This window comes from Lysinibacillus odysseyi 34hs-1 = NBRC 100172 (assembly GCF_001591965.1).
GTDB classification, from domain to species: Bacteria; Bacillota; Bacilli; order Bacillales_A; family Planococcaceae; genus Lysinibacillus_B; species Lysinibacillus_B odysseyi.
The window spans coordinates 12,880-36,227 of record NZ_BCVX01000011.1 but is presented as its reverse complement, the minus strand read 5'-3'; the positions used below and the strand labels follow the sequence as shown (position 1 = coordinate 36,227).

The following is a 23,348-nucleotide window of genomic DNA, read 5'->3' as shown; positions in this document are numbered from 1 at the left end:
CCTTTCATAGTATTATAGAATATTCAAAATAGTTAGAAAAGGAGGCCTGTTCATTGCTTGGTTATATTTTAAAACGTCTTGTTTACCTTGTCATTGCGATGTACTTAATCATTACTGCTACATTTTTCTTAATGCAGTTAGCCCCCGGCAGCCCTTTTGCAAGTGAAAGAGAATTTCCGCCGGCAATTGAGGAGCGGTTAAATGCAAAATACGGATTGGATAATCCATGGTATATCCAGTACAAAGATTATTTAGTTTCCACGCTAAGCTTTGATTTTGGCGAATCGATGAAATATAAAGGCCGTTCTACAAATGATATTATTTCAGAAAGCTTCCCGGTTTCCGTTACGTTAGGAGTCCAAGCTATGATTCTATCTATTGGTTTAGGGATTCTGTTAGGTGTCATTTCAGCACTTTATCATAATAAATTTCCTGACTATGTGTCGACTGTAGTTGCAATATTGGGTATCTCTGTTCCATCATTCATTCTTGCCGGACTGCTCCAATACTATATATCCTATAAAGCCGGCTGGTTCCCTGTAAGTGGATGGAAAGGGTTCTCGTATACCGTTCTTCCTACAATTGCAATTGCCCTTACACATGCCGGATTTATCGCAAAGCTAACTCGTTCGAGCATGTTGGAACAAACAAACAGTGATTACGTCAAGCTCGCACGTGCGAAAGGAATCGGTAAATGGACAGTAGTAGTGAAACATTCACTACGTAATGCGCTCTTGCCGGTTGTCACATATTTAGGACCTTTATCAGCCGGGGTCATCACTGGCAGTTTTATCGTTGAGCAAATATTTGCTATTCCCGGCCTGGGGCGCCATTTTGTCACGTCCATTACGAATCGTGATTATACAGTCATCATGGGGACGACGGTGTTCTACTCTATTATTCTATTATTCGCAGTATTAATCGTTGATATTTTATACGGTGTCATCGATCCACGTATTAAATTGAGAGGAGCGAAAAAATAATGATACAAACCGAGCAAAAGACGGAAAAATTATCGTCAGACATGTTTAAAGTTGTAGGCGGCCGTTTTGATGAGTCGGATAAACTTGCTAAAAAGCAAGTATCCTTCTGGAAGGAAGTATTTTATCGTTTCTCTCACAATAAATTAGCAGTGATTGGTTTCGTTATTCTTATCCTGATTGGCGGAATGGCCATTATCGCGCCTGAACTTTCAAAATACAGCTATGAGCAAAATGTCGGATTATACAATTCTCCCCCATCCGCTGAGCACTGGTTTGGTACAGATGACCTCGCCCGCGATATCTTTGTCCGTGTATGGGAAGGTGCCCGTATCTCCCTATTCATCGGACTCACTGCTGCAGTCATCGACCTCATTATTGGTGTATTATGGGGCTCCATTGCCGGTCTTGCAGGCGGCCGTGTCGATAACATCATGATGCGGATTGCAGATATTTTAACGGCGATTCCCTATCTTTTAGTAGTTATTATCCTGCTTGTCGTTATGGAGCGCGGCTTAATCCCATTGATTATTGCCTTATCGATTACCGGTTGGGTCAACATGTCACGTATCGTCAGAAGTGAAGTATTGTCGATTAAAAATCAAGAATACGTATTAGCGGCACGAACACTTGGAGCAGGTACATGGCATTTAATCAAACGCCATCTAATCCCAAATGCCATGGGTGCAATTTTAGTAACAATGACATTGACAATTCCACAAGCCATCTTTACAGAAGCCTTTTTAAGTTATTTAGGTCTTGGGGTACAAGCCCCGCTGGCAAGCTGGGGAACAATGGCTTCTGAAGGATTTAAGGCACTGACCTCATCTCCTTGGCGCCTCTTCTTCCCTGCCATGTTCATCTCACTAACAATTTTTGCGTTCAATGCTGTTGGGGATGGACTGCGAGATGCACTGGATCCGAAACTACGTAAATAAAAGAGGGTGTACGATATGAAAAAGAAGATTTTAGAAGTAAAAGACCTGCGTATCAATTTCAAAACGTACGCCGGTGAAGTAAAAGCCGTGCGCGGTGTAAGCTTTGAGCTTTTTGAAGGTGAAACATTGGCCATCGTAGGAGAATCCGGTTCAGGTAAGTCTGTAACTAGTAATGCCCTGATGAAATTAATTCCACAGCCGCCAGGCATTTACGCAGGCGGTGAAATCCGATTTGGTGGACGTGATCTTGTTCCATTGACGGAAAAGGAAATGATGAAGATTCGCGGAAATGATATCGCGATGATTTTTCAGGATCCGATGACAGCGCTTAACCCAACTATGCGAATTGGCTATCAAATTACCGAAGTACTATTAAAACATAAAAAAATCGGCTCCCGTGCTGAAGCAAAGGAACGTGCCATCCAGCTGCTGGATCAAGTAGGGATACCATTCCCGGAAAAACGCTTCCGCTCCTATCCGCACGAACTATCAGGAGGAATGCGTCAGCGTGTCGTTATCGCTATTGCACTGGCAGCAGATCCAAAGCTGTTAATAGCCGATGAACCGACGACAGCGCTTGATGTAACAATCCAAGCACAGATTTTAGAGCTGATGAAGGAAATCCAAAAGAAATCTAATACATCGATTATTTTTATTACCCATGATTTGGGGGTAGTAGCCAATGTAGCAGATCGTGTAGCCGTAATGTACGCCGGCCAAATTGTTGAATATGGCACGGTTAATGATATTTTCTATAATCCAAAGCACCCTTATACATGGGGACTGCTTGGTTCCATGCCTGACTTAAATAACAAATCCAATGAACTATTGCGGGCTATTCCAGGATCACCGCCTAACTTAATCGATCCCCCTATCGGAGATGCTTTTGCTCCTCGTAATGAATATGCCCTGGCCATCGATTACGAGAAGGAGCCGCCAATGTTCCAGATTTCCGATACACATTATGCAAAAACTTGGCTGCTGCATCCCGATGCGCCTGAAATTCCGCTTCCTGTAGCGGTTGCCCGCCGCATCGAAGGCTTTGAACAAGGAGGCGAATAAGAATGGCAAATAAAATTTTAGAGGTAAAAGGACTCAAACAGTATTTCGGGACGAAGAAAGCACCGATTAAAGCTATCGATGGTATCAGCTTTGATGTATACGAGGGTGAAACGTTAGGGCTTGTAGGAGAATCAGGCTGCGGTAAATCCACGACGGGACGCTCAATTATCCGTCTTTATGATATTACAGAGGGGCAAATTTTCTTCAAAGGGAAAAATGTTACGGAATACAAGTCACGTAAAGACCTTCTTCAATTTAACCGGGAAATGCAGATGATTTTCCAAGATCCATACGCTTCCTTGAATCCGCGTATGACGGCGGGTGAAGTCATTGCGGAAGCCTACGACATTCATGGCCTTTATAAAAACAAAAAAGAGCGTCAGGATAAGATTGGTTCTTTATTGGAATCTGTCGGCTTAAATCGGGAGCATGCAAACCGTTATGCCCATGAGTTTTCAGGGGGTCAGCGCCAGCGGATCGGTATTGCGCGTGCCCTTAGCCTTGATCCAAGCTTCATTATTGCCGATGAGCCAATTTCAGCGCTTGACGTATCGATTCAGGCACAGGTAGTTAATCTACTGAAGGAACTGCAAAAAGAACGCAAGCTGACATATTTATTCATTGCCCATGATTTATCGATGGTTAAATACATTAGTGACCGTATCGCTGTTATGTACCGAGGGAAAATCGTGGAGCTAGGAGAGGCAGATGAAATCTACAATAATCCAATCCATCCATACACAAAGTCGCTCCTTTCCGCCGTTCCGCAGCCAAACCCTGTATATGAACGCAAGCGTGTGCGGATTCCTTACAAACATGAAGAAGTAAAAGAGGATGGAAAAGTGATTGAGGCAAAGCCTGGTCATTTTGTATACGGTACAGACGAGCAAGTAGGACGCTGGGTATCTTCATAAATGAAAAAGGACAGACTCATTAGATAATGGGTCTGTCCCTTTTTACTCGTAAGCGATGCTGTCTGCTGAATTGATAAAAGTGTACAGCCATGCACCTATATTTTTTAGAATGCTTTTTCTACCGCCTGTTTAAAGCTGTTGTATACATATGTCCAGAATGTTGGATCTTCGATATATTGCTTGCGCATATTTGTATACATATCGCGCTGTGCCTCTTCAAACTCTGCGGACTCTTTATCCGGCAATTGTGCACGGCTCTTCATGACGAATTCCTGAAGCTCTGGTGCACGAGGCCCCCATTTTGCGACAAGATCGCCTGACTCGTTTAATACGAGATAGATCGGAATTCCCCGTCCGCCATTTGTTAAATGACGGTCAATTAAATCTGTATCCTCATCACGGAAAACCGCTCGCATGTCCAGTCCGGCTGCCTCTGCTGTTTTACGGATAATCGGATTATTGAGCATCGCATCTCCGCACCAATCTTCTGTAATCACAAGAAGATGAAAACCGCTTTCTTTTAATTTCGGGATGAACTCATCCTCTGGTACTTCAAAAGCATTATAAATGGCAAAGCTTTCATCTTTCAGCTGTGACATATCGTTCATATACTGTTCGATTGAGATAGCCTCTTCAAAATATTGTTGTTCTGTTTTCATTATTACCCGTCCCTTCTTTTAATTAAATTTATATAACCTTATTTTATACTAAAAGAATGCAAAAAAGACAGCAGCGAATCTTTTCGCTGCTGTCTTCTTTTTTATTATCGTTTGTTGATTTCTTCTAAAAGAATTTCGTTTGTCAGCTGTGGATTAGCCTGTCCTTTGGAAGCCTTCATAATTTGTCCAAGAAGTGCTTTAAGCGCACGATCTTTTCCTCCTTTGAAGTCCTCTACCGATTTCGGATCGTTATCCAATACAGTTGTTACAAATCCACGGATCACTTCAGGATCAGAAATTTGAACCAATCCTTTTTCTTTCACGATTTTCGCAGCGTCTCCACCGTTTGTTACAAGCTCAGTGAATACTTTCTTTGCAATTTTAGAAGAGATTGTGCCGTCGGAAATCAATTTCACCATACCTGCAAGGTTTTCAGGCGTCAATGCTGTGTCAGCAAGATCCTTTTGCTCTGCATTCAAGTAAGCAGAAACATCCCCCATCAGCCAGTTTGCTGACAGCTTCGCGTCTGCCCCTTCTTTTACCATCGCATCAAAGAAATCTGAAATTTCTTTGTTTATAACAAGTACTGCAGCATCGTAAGGTGTTAAACCTAGCTCTGTTTCATAGCGTACTTTTCGTGCGTCTGGCAGCTCTGGAATCGATTGACGAATGCCTTCCACCCACTCATCGCTAATAGACAAGCGGACTAAATCCGGCTCTGGGAAGTAGCGGTAGTCATCTGTTCCTTCTTTTACACGCATTAGGATTGTTTTGCCTGTCTTCTCGTCAAAGCGACGAGTTTCCTGCTCGATTACACCACCTGCACGTAATACCTCTGCTTGGCGCACTTCTTCATGCTCAAGCCCTTTACGTACATAGTTAAAGGAGTTAAGGTTTTTTAGCTCTGTTTTTGTGCCGAACTCTTCCCGACCGTATGGACGGATGGAGATGTTCGCATCACAGCGAAGAGAGCCCTCCTCCATTTTACAGTCGGAAACACCTGTATATTGGATAATGGATTTCAATTTTTCAAGGTATGCATATGCTTCGTTCGGTGTACGGATATCCGGCTCCGATACGATTTCCACTAGAGGAGTCCCTTGACGGTTGAAGTCTACTAATGAATAACCGTCAGCGTGTGTTAATTTCCCTGCATCCTCTTCCATATGAAGACGTGTAATACCGATGCGTTTTTTATAGCCGTCTACTTCGATTTCAATCCAGCCGTTTTTACCGATTGGTTTATCGAATTGCGAAATTTGATAAGCTTTCGGATTGTCCGGATAGAAGTAGTTTTTACGGTCAAACTTTGTTTCCTGTTCGATTTCCATGTTCAGGGCAAGTGCTGCCTTCATCGCAAAATCAACGACGTTTTTATTAAGAACAGGCAGGACACCTGGATAGCCTAGATCAATAACAGAAGTATTTGTGTTTGGCTCTGCACCAAAGTGGTTAGGTGAGCTTGAGAAAATTTTAGAGTCTGTTTTCAGCTCTACGTGGACTTCTAAACCAATAACCGTTTCAAAGTTCATAATTATTTACCCTCCCAAATTTGAGGAGTTTTTGTATGGAAATCCGTTGCCTTTTCATATGCATAGGCAGTACGGTAAATTGTTTCCTCATCAAAGTGTTTACCGATAATTTGTAAACCAAGCGGCAGGTCTCCGTCAAATCCACAAGGGATCGAAATAGCTGGGACGCCCGCTAAGTTGATCGGAATCGTTAAAATATCATTTGCGTACATTGTCATTGGATCATCGATGTTTTTACCGATTTCAAAAGCAGCTGTAGGTGCAGTCGGGCCAACAATCACATCATATTCTTCGAAAATTTTATCGTAGTCTTGTTTAATCAATGTACGTGCTTGTTGTGCTTTTTTATAGTAAGCATCGTATGTACCAGCACTTAATGAGTAAGTACCAAGCATAATACGGCGTTTTACTTCATCACCGAAGCCTTGTGCACGTGTTTCCTTGTACAACTCCATTAGGTTTTTCACACCTTCTGCACGGAAGCCGTAACGGATACCGTCAAAGCGGGAAAGGTTGGAAGAAGCTTCTGAAGATGAAAGAATGTAATAAGCAGCAAGTGCGTATTTTGAATGAGGTAGCGATACTTCTTCTACAGTGGCACCTAATCCTTTTAATACTTCCAGTGCATCAAGAACCGATTGACGTGCAGCTTCTTGTACACCTTCACCAATGAATTCCTTCGGTACAGCAATTTTCAGGCCCTTAATGTTGCCGTCTAATGCCGCTGCATAATTCGGTACAGGAATATCTGCCGACGTAGAGTCGTTAGGGTCCACACCCGCGATTGCTTCCAATAATAATGCGTTATCGCGTACATTGCGTGTAATCGGACCGATTTGATCTAGAGAAGATGCGAATGCTACAAGACCGAAACGTGATACACGGCCATATGTCGGCTTCATTCCTACAACCCCGCAGTATGCGGCCGGCTGACGGATCGAACCGCCTGTATCTGAACCCAGCGAGAACGGTACTTCCCCTGCTGCTACTGCGGCAGCAGATGCACCTGAGGAACCACCTGGTACATGTTCAAGCTTCCATGGGTTTTTTGTTGTTTTATACGCCGAGTTTTCATTTGAAGAACCCATTGCAAACTCGTCCATATTTAATTTCCCGATTGTTACCATACCTGCTTCTCGCAGTTTTTTTACAACCGTAGCATCATAGATCGGCATGAACCCTTCTAGAATTTTAGAAGCGCATGTTGTTTCAAGACCCTCCGTTACGATATTATCCTTTACGCCAATAGGAAGACCGAATAATGGTCCGCGCTCCTCGAATGGTACTTGATCCAATTCAGCGGCCTTTGCCGTTGCTTGCTCTTTATTTAGTGCTAAAAACGCTTGTACATCACCGTCCAGTTTTTCTACACGGTCAAATGCTTCCTTTGTCAAATCAGCGATTGTCAATTCGCCGTTATGTAGGCTTTCTTGCAATTCTTTCGCTGAACGCTCAAACAATGTCATGCATTGCGCCTCCTTTTTATAATTAGTCTAAAATAGATGGTACTTTCACTTGTCCATCTTCTTGTTCTTTTACGTTTAACATCATTTTTTCACGTGGTAATCCTTGCCCTGCGATGTCTTCGCGCATAACATTCACTAGCGGCAATACGTGGGATGTCGGTTCCACATTTGTTGTATCAAGCTCATTTAGCTGCTCAGCAAAATCCGTAATCTTCCCTAATTGTTCAGCGAATTTTTCCGCTTCTTCCTCTGTAATGGCAAGGCGGGCTAAGTGTGCAACATGCTTTACTTCCTCTTTTGTTAATTTCGCCATTTTTACACCTCCGGATAAAGAAAATTTTCTACCTTTTTTTCAAGTATGTCGGGCTTAATAAAGGTAACCATGCCCATAATGATACCATTTTTGATTTTAAAAATCACAACTTTGTACAAAATTACCGAAACTGCCCCAGTAGTCGGCTGCAGAGCCACTATTTCGCTGCAGTCTAGCAGAAAAAGCAGCATCCCGGAAATCTTTTTGCAGGGCTCTTATTACGAAAAAGGCATCCGCTATATTGATATAACCGCTGTAGGAACCGTTTTTTGAACAGGTATTTATCAAGAAAGGGCTGTCCAGAAAGTTTACACTTTCCAGGCAGCCTCCTTCTCATAATCACCATTTATCGTCAATTATAAATGTGTACAAACGGTTCGTCCTTATTCGCCTCTTTTTTAATGAGTGCTTCCGCTCCGTTAGAGGACGTCACACTCACTGTAATTTGGATATCGTTTGGCAGTTCCTTCAACATCACACCTGTCAGATACTGTGTGAAACCGATGATTTCAGCAGTTCCATAAAATTGAATCGGCACTTCGATTTTAAGACTTGATAATTTATTATCCTGATAGAAGCCTTGCCCGATTACACTCGTGAAGTTTGAGAAATATTCATCGATATCCTGTTTGAAGTTTTGGAATTTATCGTTTAATTCACGGTAAACTTCCTCCGGTGAGGACATCGGCAATGTAACATACTCTTCATTGATTTTTGTCCATTCTCCTAATTTTGAGGAATTTGCCTCCGTAACACTATAAGCAAAATAAGTGCCTGGTACGATAGCATTCCGTGCTTTTTGTTTAAATAACCCAATGACAATTGGGACATTCGCCAGCTCCGGTCGTTGACGCAGCCGGTTTACTACCTCCTGTGCCATCTCCTTGCCGATCTTTTCAAGCTTAGCATCGTCTATCTTTTCTTCATAGTATTCACCATATTGCTCTTTTTGATAATAGTAAATTGAATTTAACGCTAATCCGATAGAAATACCGCCAAGTTTGACCTTATCTTCTCCTGACTTTGTTAAATAGTTTTGTTCTACTAAATGAGCAAGATAGACAGGTGCTTCTTTTGCCTTTGTTGTCGGGTCCAGCTCCTTGCCGTTTGCATCCAGACTAGACGGATTCAGCCCTTTATATTCCGGTCCTTTATCAGTTGTTTGATTTTCCCTTGCCAGCCAATAACGCACTGTGTCTTCCGAAAGGTACTGTCCTTCTTGGAAATAGTAATCCTCTGTATTGAATTCATGCTGGGAAAGTCTCATCAAACCTGTTTCCACTTCCTTCATATCGTATTTCGTATGAATATTGGAAACGACAAGGCCCCGGCTCGCACTTTGTTTATATGGGATTAACGTTTTATAATAATTATCGCTTAATGCAAGATTTGGAATAATCGTCATTTCAGCTTTCTCTTTATCAGACTCCTGTATGACCTCTTCCTCAGGGCTGATGGAAGGTGTACAGCCTGCCAGGACTGCAGCCGCTACGATTGCTGAAAGCCAGCGAAATCGCTTCATGATAGGTAAAACCCCTTTACTGTGGTAAATTTTCGATTAGACGGTTTTCATCCCAAATTTCTATGCCAAGGCTTTGTGCTTTTTCAAGTTTTGAGCCGGCATCCTCACCTGCGATCACAAGATCTGTCTTTTTACTGACAGAACCTGCTATAGAGCCGCCCAACTCTTCTATTTTCGCCTTAGCTTCATTGCGTGTCAATTGTGCAAGTTTTCCTGTCAGAACGATTGTCTTGCCGGCAAATGGATTAGCTCCAGCTTCAACAGCAACCTTCTTGCCTTTATACGTCATATTTACGCCGACATCCTTGAGACGGGAAATCAGCGTCTGTACCTCTTCCGTGGCAAAATAAGAAACAATAGAGTCGGCCATTTTTTCACCAATCTCAAAGATGCTTGTGAGTTCTTCTGCTTTTGCTTCCATCAGAGCATCCATCGTTTCGTATTCTGCAGCTAAAATTTTAGCTGCCTTTTCTCCTACATGTCGGATACCCAGCCCGAATAATAGACGCTCCAGAGAATTGCTCTTCGATTTTTCGAGCGCCTCGACCAGATTGGTAGCTGACTTCAGCCCCATACGTTCCAGCTGTATAAGCTGCTCCACCTGGAGAAGATAAAGATCTGCTACATTCGCAATATACCCTTCACGCAATAGCTGCTCTACGACCTTTTCCCCCAGACCATCTACGTTCATCGCATTACGGGAAACAAAATGCTTGATTCCCTCTGCAATCTGAGCAGGACAGGCCGGATTAACACACCGGAGCGCTACCTCGCCCTCAATCCGGATTAGTTCACTGCCACAGGCGATACAATGCTTCGGCATCTCAAACGGCACCGCTTCTTCCGGACGTTCTGCTGCAATGACGCCTACTACCTCAGGGATAATATCTCCCGCCTTTCGGATAATGACTGTATCATGAATGCGGATATCCTTTTCCCGGATTAAATCTTCATTATGAAGAGACGCACGGCCTACCGTTGTCCCTGCCACTTGAACAGGTGCTAAAATAGCGGTCGGAGTAATAACCCCTGTGCGGCCTACCGTCAGTTCAATATCAAGAAGCTTCGTTGTTACCTCTTCGGCAGGAAACTTATAGGCGATCGCCCAGCGGGGACTTTTTGCAGTGTAGCCCAGCTCATCCTGCTGTGCATAGCGGTTTACCTTGATGACAATACCATCAATTTCATATGATAAATTTGGTCTTGCTTCCGTCCACTTAGTAATAAACGCCAGCACTTCTTCAATTGTTCCACATGTCTGGCGCTCGCGGTTTGACACAAAACCGAGGCTTTCCAAATAATCCAGCATTTCTCCATGTGAGTCAACGCCGTACATTTCACCATCACCGCCGATACCGTAGATGAATACGGATAAATTCCGGCTGGCCGCAATACGGGGATCTAACTGCCGCAGAGAACCTGCCGCTGCATTACGGGGGTTGGCAAACAGCTCCTTGCCCTCTTCTGCCCGCTTAGCATTTAGGCCGGCAAATGATTTTTTTGGCATATACGCTTCGCCCCGCACCTCGATTGTTACTGGCTCTTTCAGGCGGAGCGGGATAGAACGGATCGTTCTTAAGTTTGCCGTAATATCTTCTCCTACAGTTCCGTCTCCGCGTGTAGCTCCCTGGATAAAGCGACCTTCCTCATAGCGGAGAGAAATAGCTAATCCATCAATCTTCAACTCGCATACATAATTGAAGTTATCGCCAATCGATTGGCGGATTTTCCGGTCAAAATCCCGTAACCCTTCCTCATCAAAAGCATTGGAGAGGCTAAGCATCGGGAACTCATGTGTCACTTTCTGAAAACCTTCAAGCGCCATACCACCCACGCGCTGTGTGGGCGAATCAGGGTAGATGAGAGAAGGATTTGCTTCCTCAAGCGCAATTAGCTCTTCCATCAGCCGGTCATAGGTTGAGTCCGGTACAATGGGTTTATCCAAAACATAATAAGCATAGCCGTATTCGTGTAACAGTTCATTCAATTCAGCAATGCGTTGTTCAATTTCGTTCATACAATACCTCCATCATACCTTTGTAATCGGTGCTAAATTTGCAAGCAGCTTTTTAATACCTGCATTCGGAAACGCAACCTTCAATTCAAGCTCGTTTCCTTCTCCACTCACGTTCACAACCATTCCTGTCCCAAATGCCTTATGTTCAACCTTATCACCGATTTTCCAATCAAGAGCAGCAGCTCCTGTCGGTTTCGGACGTGTTACTGGCGGCGTTTTTTGTACGTTGCCTTGTGTACGTGCATATGGAGCTCTATCATAGCTATTGCGGCTTGCTCCAAATGGTAAAGATTGTGAAACGCTTCCTGCCTTTGAAACATGCTCTACAATTTCTGGAGAGATTTCCTGAATAAAGCGGGAAGGTGTATTGTAGCTCGAACGGCCAAATATTGTCCGTGATTGTGCACACGTTAAATACAGGCGTTCTTCCGCTCTTGTTGTCCCCACGTAAGCCAATCTGCGCTCTTCTTCCATTTCCTCCGGGCTTTCTAAAGACCGTGAATGAGGGAAAATATTTTCCTCCATACCGATGATAAATACGATTGGAAACTCAAGTCCTTTTGCGGAGTGCATCGTCATCAGTACGATAGATCCCTCTTCTTCTGAAGAATCATCATTCATCGAGTCAATATCGGCAATCAGCGCCAAGTCCGTCAGGAAGGCAATCAGAGATTGGTCCTCGCTGCGCTCTTCAAATGCCTGTGTAACTGTTAGAAACTCTTCAATATTTTCTAGCCGACTCTCTGCTTCAATAGACTTCTCATTTTGCAGCATTGCCCGGTAGCCGGATCGTTCGATTACTTCCTCTACAAGCTCCGTCACGGTCAATTCTTCTTGACGGGCCGTTAAATCAGAAATCATTGCATAAAATTGCTCCGCAGAAGCCGCGGCTTTCCCTGATAGCCCGATGAATAACAACTCCTGCATAGCATCGAAAATAGAACGGTCGCGCTCAATAGCGTAACGTGCTATTTTTTCAAATGAGGTCGCCCCAATGCTTCGTTTCGGCTCATTAATAATACGTGCTAAAGACAGGTCATCATCATTATTGGCAATAAGACGCAAATAAGCGAGGAGATCCTTGATTTCTTTTCGATCATAGAACTTCGTGCCTCCGACGATTTGATAGTTCATGTTCGCTTTAACAAGGACTTCCTCCATCACACGGGACTGGGCATTTGTGCGGTAGAGTATGGCGAAATCCCCCGGCTTGCGCCCTTCTTTTTGCATTAGCTTCTGGATTGACTGAGCAACGAACTGCGCTTCCTCCTGTTCGTTATATGCTTTATAATAAACAATTTTTTCTCCGTCCGGGTTGTCCGTACGCAGAACCTTTGGATAGCGGCTTTCATTATTTTCGATAATGCTGTTAGCAGCCTGAAGAATGCGTTTTGTGGAGCGGTAATTTTGCTCCAGCATAATAACCTTTGCATCCCGGTAGTCTTTTTCGAAAGATAAAATATTCGTAATATCTGCCCCGCGCCAACGGTAAATGGACTGATCCGAATCCCCTACCACACAAATATTACGGAATTTACGTGCCAATAATTTTACTAATAAATATTGAGTTTTGTTCGTGTCCTGATACTCATCTACATGAATGTACTGGAATTTATGCTGATAGTATTCTAATACATCCGGTGCCTCTTCAAACAGGCGGATCGTCATCATAATCAAATCATCAAAGTCCAGTGATGAATTCAGCTTCAGGCGCTTCGTATAGCCCTCATATACTTGGGCTACGATTTTTTCGAATGGATTGCGCTCATTCATGTTCATCTTGAAGCCCTCGACTGTTATTCCTTCATTCTTTGCTGAGCTGATTGTATTTAAAATTGCCCTTGGCTCATAATGTTTCGGGTCAATATTATATTCCTTCATCAGGTTTTTTACGACTGTCAGCTGATCGCTTGAATCCAAGATGGAAAAGCTCTTCGAATAGCCAAGACGGTCGATATTGCGGCGTAGGATACGGACGCACATCGAGTGGAAGGTAGACACCCACATGCTTTCGCAAGTTCCGTTACCAAGAATACCGTCAATACGCTCCCGCATTTCGCGTGCCGCTTTATTTGTAAATGTAATCGCTAGAATTTTTGAAGGATATACTTCCTTTTCTACTACTAGATAAGCAATACGGTGCGTCAATACACGAGTCTTTCCTGAACCCGCTCCGGCCATGATTAATAATGGCCCCTCTGTCGTCTGCACTGCTTCTTTCTGCTGTGGATTCATCCCATTCAGTAAATTCTTTGATAGTTGTTCCATATTGCACCGCCTTTCACAAACATTTGTTCCTATTCATTTTATAACATAACCGACTTTACAGCTTCAACTGTTTTCAGGGCTGCCTGTAAATCTTCATAAATAATATTTCCAACTACCACTGTATCTGCTGCCTTTGCCATTTCAGCTGCCTGCTCTGCAGAGGTAATACCCCCTCCGTAGAATAGCTTTGTCTCTTCAAGTACGTCTTTCACAGAAGCAACGAGTGCTGCTTCCCCGTACGTGCCGCTATATTCCATATAAAAAATTGGAAGTTTAAAATATTTCTCCGCCATGCGAGCATAGGCAATTACATCATCTTCCGATAAATCCGTCTCCGCTCCCGTCACTTGTGCGACCTTGCAGTCTGGATTCAGCACACAATACCCTTCTGCCACCAGCTCTTCCCATACCATAATATCGCCGAACTCTTTGATTGCCTGATGATGCAGATCCTTCACCCATTTTGTATCACGGCTATTCAGTACAGAAGGAATAAAGTAGTAATCATAGCCTGGTGTCACTGATTCCAAATTGGAAATCTCCAAGGCAATCGGCACAGAAAAGCGCCGTACGCGCACGAGAATATCAAGCACATTATCAAGCGTTACACCGTCCGTTCCCCCCACTAAAATAACATCGGTTCCCGATTCACATACCCGCTCCAGATCTTCATCCGAAATCTCCTTGGCCGGGTCGATTTTGAATACATGCCTCCATTGTAAGTAGTCCATTCATTTCCCACCTGTTTCAACATATTTTTGTCTCTAGTATAACAAACAACAGCCCTAAAGCGCCCGATTAGCCCTGATAAGCGCAGTAGAAAATAGAGCTTGGCCAATCCTGACACTTTCACTCTAAAATAAACGTCGGCGCCTTTGCCCCCCATTACCTGCTGCCCCAAATCTCTCTCTTTCCTTAACAATAAAAAACTGAGCAGCAAGCCGCCCAGCTTTATAATGGAGCCGAAGCGTACATTCTGCCCCGGCTGCTTATCTATTATGTTAATTGCTCAGCAAATTTTCCTTACTTCGTGCGATCTTGAAACGGCTTTTCATCTGGATATAAGCGTCCCAGCATTTCATCGTACGTATCATTTCCGTAGTCAAAGCAACGACGAACGCGTGAAATAGTAGCGGTTGATGCACCTGTTTCTTTTTTTATTGTTTCATATGTTTTCTTTAGGCGCAGTAGATGGGCCACTTCAAAACGCTGTGCCAATGATTGGATTTCACTGATCGTACATAAGTCATCAAAAAACTTATAGCACTCCTCTATGTTTTTCAGTTCCAACACTGCTTTAAATAATTGGTCTGTTTGATGCCCACGAATTTTTTCGATTTGCATACTCTCACCCTTCCTTAAATCATTCGGAATACGATACACTTGCAGCAATTCCCGGAGATGTCGGCACAAAGTGAATCCATGTCTGTCCTGGGACAAGCAGCATCTCACTGCCGTCATTCTCAATTGCTACAAGTAAGCCGTCCCTGTTTTCCCATCTTACTTCACGGAGCATGCCTTGCTGTGCAACATAGGCAGTACCGCCTGATGTAATATCAATATCTCTTCTGCCTTCATTATCGATAATACGATGGCTCATTTCGAAAAAGAGCACATTCGATAACTGTACCGGCTCGCCTGTCAGATCATCTACTGTCTGTTCGCCAGCTGAGGCTCTTGTATAAAGGTTTTCTTCAGCGTTATATGTGTAGGTACTATTAAAGGCACTATTACTATAGCTAATAGATACTTCATTTGCCTTTGTTCCTATTTTAACATTATCTTGTTCCTCATAAAATGAATATAACACTTTTTTCTGGTAAAGTAACGAAGCGCCTACCTTTTCAGCAGCAGCCGTTACATTTTCTCCCGGCATATAGGAATTATGCGGTGCTCTTCTTTCGTTGGAACGTTGAAACAGTGTGCCATCATAATTCATTCCGTTAATATTATCGATAACTCCGCTTGTCAGCATACTTTTTGCTTCCGGGCTGTATCCGTGGGCAATATAAAATGCATCAAGCCCTTTTGCTATGTCCACAAAATAGGAACGCGCACTCCGAATTGGTCCGATATTCGTAGGAATCTCCGACTGATACAATGCTAAAAAGCGTGTTACATCTCCCTCTGCAAGCATCTCGTATACAACATCCGCAGAAGCGATACCTGATTGCGGCCTTGCATCCGGATGGTTATTAATCGTCACTAAAATCGGCCGGAGCAACGATTCTTCTGCGACCTTCTCACCTGTAAAAGGTGTTGTATAAGGCAGTTCCTCTACCGCTTCCTCTACTTCTTCAGGTTCGGCTGATACAGGCTTTACTTCTTCGGATGTATCCTTATTGCAGGCTGCCAACAGTAAAGCTGAACACATAACAAACAACACTCTCTTTTTGACCATTTCCCTTGTCTCCTTTTCTAACGCATAACAGAAGGCAGCATCACATTATTTTTCATGACATCAAAAATTCCCCGCGGTGTAAGCCGAATATATGGTAGATGTGTAGATTGTAAAAATAATAGTGTATAAATAGCATCTGTATGATGGTAGCCCCGTTCGCGCAGTGCCTCTTTTAAAGCAAGCTCTTTTTCTATTAAATGCTCAACTTTTCCATCGTACATTCCCCCTGCGATTGGAAGAGGCAAACTTGCCGCAACCTCTCCATCTTCCACCAGTACAATCCCGCCACGCATATTTTTTAATTCTTGGAAAGCATGTTTCATGTCACGAATGCTCTTACCGATTAAAATAATATCTCCTGTATTAGAATAAGAAGAGGCAAAGCCTTTTACATGGGTATCGAAGCCTTTAATCATTGTATTAACGCGCCACTTTCCATTACGGTCGACGAGCATTAAATAACTCTCTTCCTTACCTACCGGCAGCTCTCTTTTATGTGCTGGTATTTTAGCACTAAATGGCTTTGTGATAACATCATTGACAAGCTCCATTCCAATAGGCATCGAGAATTGGAAATCATCTTCTCGCAGTTCAAAACGAAGATCGAACTCTCCCAATCCCGACCAATCGATTGCATGAAAATCATAAACCTGCTCCCCATCTTTTTTCAGCCAGACTCCTTTTGACAGAACAGATTCTGGCTGTGGTGAAAACTCGTCTTTTAAGATATTCAATGTCGCATATCTGCCGGTTGCCACCATACCATGAAGGCTGGCCATATTATAATAGCGCGCTATATTATAGCTTGCCATCTGGTAGGCATCAATTGGATTTACCCCTGCATCAAGCGCGACCTGAATACACTTGTCCATCACGCCATCTTGATAAAAGGCAGGTGTTGCCCCATCAGTTGTCATCATAAGGTGGTCAAAGATATTTAATTTCTTTTCCAGAATCCCTTTCAAGAGATCCGGCAAATCGGGACGAATAGAAGAATGCCGAAGTGTTACTTTAATACCGTGCTGCACACGTCTTACTACTTCATCAGCCGTCATCGCCTCATGATCGCCGTCAGCTCCGAGCAAGCGCATTTTTACTAATGTTCTTTCTGAAGCACCTGGGAAATGTCCTTCTATTTTCTTTCCTTTATGTTTGGCGGATTGAATCCAATACAGCATTTGGTCATCTCCGCGTAAAAGGCGCGGCCATCCAGTCAACTCTCCTCCAAGCAGAACATCCTGCCGATCCAGCCATTCGAGGACAGATTCATTGGAGAAGAAATCCCCTTCCTGTTCAATCTCCGTCTGGGAATCAAACCGGGCCCACCAGTAAAATGAAAACGGCAGTGAGTTTAATTGATCTATAAGTGAAAACGCTTTCTTATTGTTGGTTAATAAAACAAGGGTCATATTGTCTGATAAAAATGTAGTGGTGCCTCTTTGTGCTGCATATTCAGCAAAAGAACTAGGATTGTACAGCTGATAAGGATGTACATGCGGTTCAATATAGCCAGGCACAATCGTTTTACCTGCCATATCCAAGATTTGAGATCCTTCTATATTTGCCGGCATTTCCTCTCCCACATAGACAATGCGGTCTTTTACAATCCATATATTTCCGGTCATCCACTGCTTAAACATACTATGCAAATAGCGCGCATTTTTTAAAACCATGCAAGGCGCTGATTTTCCATCGATTGTTGCTACCTGTTCGCGAATGTCTTTTATCTTCCACTTAATTTCAGGCATATCTTACACCCCTTTCAAAATCTCTTCCCGTATAGTGTCTTCCCGTCAGCACATACTACAAATGCACCTTCATTCGGTAGACGATTTTATCGTAACATAGCACTTTCATAAAGCAAAGTACTTCGGAGGGATTATTTTACTTTTTTGAAGGGAGGTGATTGTATGCTATCGGAAAATATTTCTGAACAAAACGGTTTTATTCGTATGATCTGCGGTATAGCTCTTGTATCGTTTGGTACAGCACGTATCTCCCGTAAACCTGACTGTCTCATCGGAAAATTAATGGTTATTGGCGGTGCGATGAAAGTTGCGGAAGGCTATTATCAATACTGCCCAGTAACAGCAATGGTAGTCAATGATGAGGACTATGGCTACGAGGACGATATGATGAATTAGGAAACCGTCATAAAAAGAGGATTAGCAGGGAATCAGCCTTCTGTTATGACATATTCTATTGAAAGCAGCATGGGTAGTTTACCCGTGCTGCTTTATTTAATACTATATTTCTAGCTTAAGATATTGTCTCACTGAAAAGTACGCCAGCCGATATCTTTGCGGTAGAAGAACTTATCCCATTCCTTCTTGCCAAGCTCTGTGTATACTTTTTCTTGTGCTTCCTTCAGTGAATCAGCTTTAGCTGCTATGAGCAGTACTCGTCCGCCATTTCCTACAAATTGATCGTCTACCTGCTTCGTTCCTGCATGATAGACAGGCAGCTCCACATTAGCAAGATCCGGTAATGGATTTCCTTTTTCCACATCTCCCGGATAGCCCTCAGCAGCTACTACGACTCCTAAAACTGCTTCATTATGCCATTGTAAATCAAAGTATTTTTCTTCCATTAGGGCTTTCATAAACAAACCAAAATCTGAAGCCATACGCGGTAGTACTACCTGTGTTTCAGGATCACCAAAACGAGCATTGAATTCAATCACTTTCGGCCCTGCTGCCGTTAAGATAAGCCCTGCGTAAAGGATACCTGTAAAGGATGCTCCTTCCTCCTCCATCGCCTTTACTGTCGGCTCAACGATTTCAATGTAGGCACGGGATACCATTTCCTGCGGGATTTGCGGTACTGGTGAATAAGCTCCCATCCCTCCTGTATTTGGTCCTTCATCTCCGTCATAGGCGCGTTTGTGATCCTGTGCGATCACCATCGGGTAAATTTGCCCTTTATGTACAAATGACATAAACGAAAATTCTTCCCCTTCCAGGAACTCCTCGATCACTACACGTGATGAAGAATCACCGAAGCGCTGATTGCCGATCATATCATTTATAGCTTCAATCGCTTCTTCTTCTGTCATCGCGACGATAACACCCTTTCCTGCCGCTAACCCGTCTGCTTTGACGACAATTGGTGCTCCCTGCTCCTTAATATAAGTAATGGCAGGCTCTGCTTCTGTAAATGTTTGATATGCTGCTGTAGGGATACTATATTTTTTCATGATTTCCTTTGCGTAGGATTTTGAGCCTTCAATTTGTGCAGCTGTTTTTGTCGGCCCGAAAACTAATAATCCTTCAGCCTGAAAATAATCAACAATTCCTGCAGCAAGCGGCTGTTCTGGCCCTACAAACGTCAGATCAATTGCTTGTTCCTTTGCAAATGCCGCTAATTTTTCAAAATCCATTGCATCAATGCTGATAACTTCTGCATGGTTTTTCATGCCGTCATTGCCTGGTGCTACAAATACCTTCTCCACTGATGGCGCATCGTTGAACTGCTTTGCGATGGCATGCTCACGGCCGCCACTTCCGATTACTAGAACCTTCATGCAATTATCCTCCCGAAATCCTGTTTTTTTATATAAAAAAAACGCCCGCCTTATCTAGAATTAAGCGAGCGTTCTGCATCCTACAATAACCATCTGATAATCGTACCCGACCAGAATAGTCATATTCAATGCGCTATTGTACAGATGTTGCCTTTCTGTCTCCTCCGGCCAAAGTGAAGACATACTGGGCTGTACATTTTTTATCGGCGACATGTCCGGCCAAAGCCATGTGCCCAGCTATTTTCCTCTTCCGGCCAGAAAGAAGAATACAGCTTTTTTCAAACGCTTCTGCCATTATCCGGCCAGAACAATGGCGAAACATTATTCTATTATAGCTTGCAAAAGATAAACAGACTAGCCTTTTTTATCAAAATATCGAACAAGACAATCAATTGAATAAATTGCCTGCAGGAATGGATAGTTTACCCGTGTTTTTTAAAATACCCGCGATTTTAGAAAGCTTATCCGCGGAAATCCTCGCTTTACCCGTGAATTTCGTTCAAATACCGGCTTTTCCAAAGGATTTACCCGCGAATTTTAATGTTTGAAGTGACGTACCCCTGTAAACACCATCGCAATTCCATGCTTATTCGCCATGTCGATTGAATCTTGGTCCTTGATCGATCCACCCGGTTGAATGATCGCCGTAATACCAGCCGCTGCTGCTGCTTCCACTGTATCATTCATCGGGAAAAATGCATCCGATGCAAGCGCTGCCCCTTTTGCTTTATCTCCAGCTTGTTCAAAGGCAATTTTTGCCGCACCGACGCGATTCATCTGACCGGCACCGACTCCAACTGTCATTTGACTGTCCGTTACAACAATGGCATTTGATTTCACATGCTTCACTACTGCCCAGCCCAGCTTCATTGCTTTCCATTCTTCTTCAGTCGGCTCGCGGTCTGTCACAACTTTGATATCCGCCTCGTTAAAGCCAAAGCGATCCGGCTCTTGGACTAATAGGCCGCCTTCTACTGATACAACATTAAATTTGTCCTGCTTTGCCTGTGAGAAATCAATCGTCATAAGGCGGATATTTTTCTTTTGTGTCAGGATGTTCAGTGCTTCATCCGTAAATGAAGGGGCAATAATAATCTCCAGGAAGATGCCGGAAAGCTTTTCGGCAGTAGCTTGATCAACTCCTTTGTTAAGGGCGATGATCCCGCCAAAAATAGATGTTGGATCTGCTTCATATGCTTTATTAAACGCTTCTTCAATTGTAGTACCTGTCCCAACACCACAAGGATTCATATGCTTTACAGCTACGGCTGCAGGCATTTCAAATTCCTTCACGATCTGCAGCGCTGCATTGGCATCCTGAATATTGTTATAGGAAAGCTCTTTCCCGTGCAGCTGCTTTGCATAGGCAATCGAGAAATCCGAGCCAAGACGTTTTTGATAAAATGCCGCTTTTTGGTGTGGATTTTCACCATAACGCAAGTTTTGTTTCAATTCATACGTCAATGTTAAATTCTCAGGGAACTCTTCTCCAATTGCTTCTGTTAAATGGTTAGAGATATAGGAATCATAAGCTGCCGTATGGCGGAATACTTTTGCCGCTAAACGACGGCGTGTTTCGATTGTTGTTTTCCCATCTGCCTTTAATTCTTCCAGCACCTGTGGATAGTCGTTTGCATCTACGATTACCGTCACATAGTCATGGTTTTTTGCTGCTGAACGAAGCATTGTCGGCCCGCCGATATCAATATTTTCAATAGCATCTTCCCATGTCACATCGGGCTTAGAGATGGTCTCAATAAATGGGTAAAGGTTTACACAGACGATTTCAATCGGCTCGATTCCGTGCTCTTCCATTTGGGCAACATGGCTCGGTTCATCGAATTTGCCAAGTAAGCCGCCATGAATCATTGGATTCAATGTTTTCACACGGCCATCCAGGATTTCCGGAAACTTTGTTACTTCATCAACAGCTGTAACAGCTACGTCATTATCCTGAAGCAGTTTTTTCGTCCCGCCTGTGGAAAGTACCTCATAGCCTAGTGCCACAAGCTCTTTTGCAAACTCTAAAATACCATCTTTATTCGAAACACTGATTAGTGCACGTTTAGTCACAATAAAGTCCTCCAATTTATGTACGCATTTGCCTCTGGAATCCAGACTAGTGCGAAAATTTTAGTTGAATAATGATTGCAGCGTCTTTGAGTAAAGGTCATGTTCAACTGCATGAATGCGCTCTTCCGTCGCTTCACGGTCATTTAGTACAACTTCAACTGCTTGCTGTGAAATGATTGGTCCTGTATCCATCCCCGCATCTACAAAATGCACTGTTACACCTGTCACCTTCACTCCGTGCTCCATTGCCTGCCCAATAGCATCCTTGCCTGGGAAGGAAGGTAACAAAGAGGGATGAATATTGACGATACGATTAGGATAAGCAGAAAGCAGTACATCTCCTACGAGACGCATATACCCTGCAAGGACAATCCACTCCACATTAAGCGCCCGAAGTTCCTCAACCAATGCTTCTTCATAATCCGCCTTTGAATTAAACTGTTTCGGCGAAAGCTCAAGCACTGGAATATCAAACTGCTTAGCACGTGTTACAACAAATGCCCCCGGCTTATCTGTTACAACAAGTGCCACTTGAGCATGCAAGTCGCCGCTTATAACGGATTCCTGGATTGCCTGGAAGTTACTGCCGCTTCCTGAAGCGAATACAGCTATCTTCGTCGTCATTGTTCCAAGCTCCCGTCATGCAAACCATTAAAAAGGACACCCTCGCCTTTTACAACGCGGCCGATTCGGTAAGCTTTTTCACCATTTGTTTCTGCAGCAGCCATCACTTTTTCCGCTTCTGCTTCCGGAACAGCAACAACAAAGCCAATCCCCATATTAAATACGTTGTATAGGTCCTTATCTGCAAGCTGCCCCTTCTCCTTTAAAAATTCAAAGATGCGAAGCACCGGCCAAGAACCCAGTTCAATCTCTGCCGCTAGTCCTTGTGGGAGCATACGAGGCAGATTTTCATAAAAGCCGCCGCCCGTCACATGGGCACAACCATGCACATCTCCGGCCTTTTGCATAGAAAGGACAGGCTTTGCATACAGCTTTGTCGGCACAAGTAGCGCTTCTCCGATTGGTCCTAAATCCTCGTAGCCTTCTACGATTGTATCTACTGCAAAATCATTGTCCGCAAAGACGATCTTTCGTACTAAAGAATAGCCGTTTGAATGCACTCCGCTTGAAGCCAGACCAATCAGCACATCGTCCTCTGAAATTCTTTCACCTGTAATGACAGCCGATTTCTCACAAGCACCAACCGCAAAGCCCGCCAAGTCATATTCGTCTTCCTCATAAAGACCAGGCATTTCAGCTGTCTCGCCGCCAATCAGGGCAGCACCCGATTGCACACAGCCGTCTGCTACACCTTTTACAATCTGCTCGATTTTTGCAGGGTCTGCTTTTCCTACAGCTACATAGTCGAGGAAATACAGCGGCTCTGCGCCTTGCGCTACAATGTCGTTGACGCACATTGCTACACAATCGATGCCGATTGTATCGTGCTTATCTACCATGAATGCCAATTTCAGCTTTGTCCCTACCCCATCTGTACCCGAAATCAGAACCGGCTCTTTCAAGTTCAATGCAGACAGATCAAACATGCCGCCGAATCCGCCAAACGTGCCCATCACACCGAGACGATTTGTACGTTCTACATGGGATTTCATGCGTTTTACTGCTTCATATCCTGCTTCAATATTTACGCCTGCTTGTTCATAGGCTTTAGACATC

General features: G+C 43.6%; 22 protein-coding genes. 6 read left to right on the top strand and 16 right to left on the bottom strand.

What is annotated here, in order from left to right; translation table 11 throughout:
- Window positions 1-53 precede the first annotated feature (53 nt).
- The 4 genes from BOD01S_RS16975 to BOD01S_RS16960 are packed head-to-tail and all read left to right on the top strand — an operon-like array spanning window position 54 to window position 3,894.
- Entirely contained in the window at window positions 54-983 is a 930-nt protein-coding gene (locus tag BOD01S_RS16975; RefSeq protein ID WP_036151651.1) for an ABC transporter permease, read from the top strand.
- The gene (locus BOD01S_RS16970; RefSeq protein ID WP_036151649.1) at window positions 983-1,918 is read left to right on the top strand and encodes an ABC transporter permease; all 936 of its coding nucleotides are present in this window, start codon (window positions 983-985) and stop codon (window positions 1,916-1,918) included. The genes BOD01S_RS16975 and BOD01S_RS16970 overlap by 1 nt, the downstream gene beginning before the upstream one ends.
- Before the next feature lie 15 nt (window positions 1,919-1,933).
- The gene (locus BOD01S_RS16965) at window positions 1,934-2,980 is read left to right on the top strand and encodes an ABC transporter ATP-binding protein (protein ID WP_036151646.1); all 1,047 of its coding nucleotides are present in this window, start codon (window positions 1,934-1,936) and stop codon (window positions 2,978-2,980) included.
- 2 nt (window positions 2,981-2,982) lie between these two features.
- Window positions 2,983-3,894, top strand: a complete 912-nt coding sequence (locus BOD01S_RS16960) for an ABC transporter ATP-binding protein (protein ID WP_036151643.1) — start codon at window positions 2,983-2,985, stop codon at window positions 3,892-3,894.
- A gap of 104 nt (window positions 3,895-3,998) precedes the next feature.
- Here BOD01S_RS16960 and BOD01S_RS16955 read toward each other — a convergent pair whose 3' ends face one another.
- The 4 genes from BOD01S_RS16955 to gatC all read right to left on the bottom strand — a co-directional run bounded on the left by BOD01S_RS16955 (window position 3,999) and on the right by gatC (window position 7,864).
- Entirely contained in the window at window positions 3,999-4,553 is a 555-nt protein-coding gene (locus BOD01S_RS16955) for a thioredoxin family protein (RefSeq protein WP_036151640.1), read from the bottom strand.
- A 104-nt stretch (window positions 4,554-4,657) separates the two neighbouring features.
- Window positions 4,658-6,085 (bottom strand): Asp-tRNA(Asn)/Glu-tRNA(Gln) amidotransferase subunit GatB, encoded by a 1,428-nt coding sequence (gatB, locus tag BOD01S_RS16950; RefSeq protein WP_036151638.1) that lies wholly within the window; start codon window positions 6,083-6,085, stop codon window positions 4,658-4,660.
- A 2-nt stretch (window positions 6,086-6,087) separates the two neighbouring features.
- The gene (gene gatA / locus BOD01S_RS16945) at window positions 6,088-7,551 is read right to left on the bottom strand and encodes an Asp-tRNA(Asn)/Glu-tRNA(Gln) amidotransferase subunit GatA (protein ID WP_063180362.1); all 1,464 of its coding nucleotides are present in this window, start codon (window positions 7,549-7,551) and stop codon (window positions 6,088-6,090) included.
- 22 nt (window positions 7,552-7,573) lie between these two features.
- Window positions 7,574-7,864 carry an Asp-tRNA(Asn)/Glu-tRNA(Gln) amidotransferase subunit GatC gene (gene gatC, locus BOD01S_RS16940; protein ID WP_036150422.1) on the bottom strand — a complete coding sequence of 97 codons (291 nt, stop codon included), beginning with the start codon at window positions 7,862-7,864 and terminating at the stop codon, window positions 7,574-7,576.
- A gap of 90 nt (window positions 7,865-7,954) precedes the next feature.
- Here gatC and BOD01S_RS23575 point away from each other — a divergent pair, with 90 nt between their 5' ends.
- The gene (locus BOD01S_RS23575) at window positions 7,955-8,137 is read left to right on the top strand and encodes a hypothetical protein (protein ID WP_218016443.1); all 183 of its coding nucleotides are present in this window, start codon (window positions 7,955-7,957) and stop codon (window positions 8,135-8,137) included.
- Window positions 8,138-8,216: 79 nt separating this feature from the next.
- Here BOD01S_RS23575 and BOD01S_RS16930 read toward each other — a convergent pair whose 3' ends face one another.
- The 7 genes from BOD01S_RS16930 to BOD01S_RS16900 form a co-directional block, all read right to left on the bottom strand.
- On the bottom strand, window positions 8,217-9,386 hold the full coding sequence (locus tag BOD01S_RS16930) for a CamS family sex pheromone protein (protein ID WP_036150417.1): 1,170 nt from the start codon (window positions 9,384-9,386) through the stop codon (window positions 8,217-8,219).
- Window positions 9,387-9,402: 16 nt separating this feature from the next.
- Window positions 9,403-11,403 carry an NAD-dependent DNA ligase LigA gene (ligA, locus tag BOD01S_RS16925; RefSeq protein WP_036150415.1) on the bottom strand — a complete coding sequence of 667 codons (2,001 nt, stop codon included), beginning with the start codon at window positions 11,401-11,403 and terminating at the stop codon, window positions 9,403-9,405.
- A gap of 12 nt (window positions 11,404-11,415) precedes the next feature.
- On the bottom strand, window positions 11,416-13,671 hold the full coding sequence (gene pcrA / locus BOD01S_RS16920; RefSeq protein WP_036150414.1) for a DNA helicase PcrA: 2,256 nt from the start codon (window positions 13,669-13,671) through the stop codon (window positions 11,416-11,418).
- 38 nt (window positions 13,672-13,709) lie between these two features.
- Window positions 13,710-14,402, bottom strand: coding sequence for a heptaprenylglyceryl phosphate synthase (pcrB, locus tag BOD01S_RS16915; protein WP_036150413.1), 693 nt, complete (start codon window positions 14,400-14,402; stop codon window positions 13,710-13,712).
- A 292-nt stretch (window positions 14,403-14,694) separates the two neighbouring features.
- Window positions 14,695-15,015, bottom strand: a complete 321-nt coding sequence (locus BOD01S_RS16910) for a YerC/YecD family TrpR-related protein (RefSeq protein WP_036150412.1) — start codon at window positions 15,013-15,015, stop codon at window positions 14,695-14,697.
- A gap of 19 nt (window positions 15,016-15,034) precedes the next feature.
- Window positions 15,035-16,072 carry a DUF3048 domain-containing protein gene (locus tag BOD01S_RS16905; RefSeq protein ID WP_036150411.1) on the bottom strand — a complete coding sequence of 346 codons (1,038 nt, stop codon included), beginning with the start codon at window positions 16,070-16,072 and terminating at the stop codon, window positions 15,035-15,037.
- Window positions 16,073-16,089: 17 nt separating this feature from the next.
- A complete protein-coding gene (locus tag BOD01S_RS16900; protein ID WP_036150409.1) occupies window positions 16,090-17,820 on the bottom strand; it encodes an adenine deaminase C-terminal domain-containing protein in 1,731 nt (576 codons plus the stop codon).
- A 162-nt stretch (window positions 17,821-17,982) separates the two neighbouring features.
- On the opposite strand from BOD01S_RS16900, the gene BOD01S_RS16895 reads away from it, so the two are divergent.
- On the top strand, window positions 17,983-18,216 hold the full coding sequence (locus BOD01S_RS16895; RefSeq protein WP_052124677.1) for a YgaP-like transmembrane domain: 234 nt from the start codon (window positions 17,983-17,985) through the stop codon (window positions 18,214-18,216).
- Between the two features lie 128 nt (window positions 18,217-18,344).
- On the opposite strand, the gene purD is transcribed toward BOD01S_RS16895, so the two are convergent.
- The 5 genes from purD to purM all read right to left on the bottom strand — a co-directional run bounded on the left by purD (window position 18,345) and on the right by purM (window position 23,347).
- On the bottom strand, window positions 18,345-19,595 hold the full coding sequence (gene purD, locus BOD01S_RS16890) for a phosphoribosylamine--glycine ligase (RefSeq protein ID WP_036150408.1): 1,251 nt from the start codon (window positions 19,593-19,595) through the stop codon (window positions 18,345-18,347).
- Between the two features lie 60 nt (window positions 19,596-19,655).
- Window positions 19,656-19,808 (bottom strand): hypothetical protein, encoded by a 153-nt coding sequence (locus BOD01S_RS23570; RefSeq protein ID WP_156116997.1) that lies wholly within the window; start codon window positions 19,806-19,808, stop codon window positions 19,656-19,658.
- Between the two features lie 324 nt (window positions 19,809-20,132).
- Window positions 20,133-21,668: a bifunctional phosphoribosylaminoimidazolecarboxamide formyltransferase/IMP cyclohydrolase gene (purH, locus tag BOD01S_RS16885; protein ID WP_036150407.1), complete on the bottom strand. Its 1,536-nt coding sequence runs from the start codon at window positions 21,666-21,668 to the stop codon at window positions 20,133-20,135.
- Window positions 21,669-21,728: 60 nt separating this feature from the next.
- Window positions 21,729-22,292: a phosphoribosylglycinamide formyltransferase gene (gene purN / locus BOD01S_RS16880; RefSeq protein ID WP_036150406.1), complete on the bottom strand. Its 564-nt coding sequence runs from the start codon at window positions 22,290-22,292 to the stop codon at window positions 21,729-21,731.
- Window positions 22,289-23,347: a phosphoribosylformylglycinamidine cyclo-ligase gene (gene purM, locus BOD01S_RS16875; protein WP_036150405.1), complete on the bottom strand. Its 1,059-nt coding sequence runs from the start codon at window positions 23,345-23,347 to the stop codon at window positions 22,289-22,291. Before purM ends, purN begins: the two co-directional genes overlap by 4 nt.
- Window position 23,348: the final 1 nt, after the last annotated feature.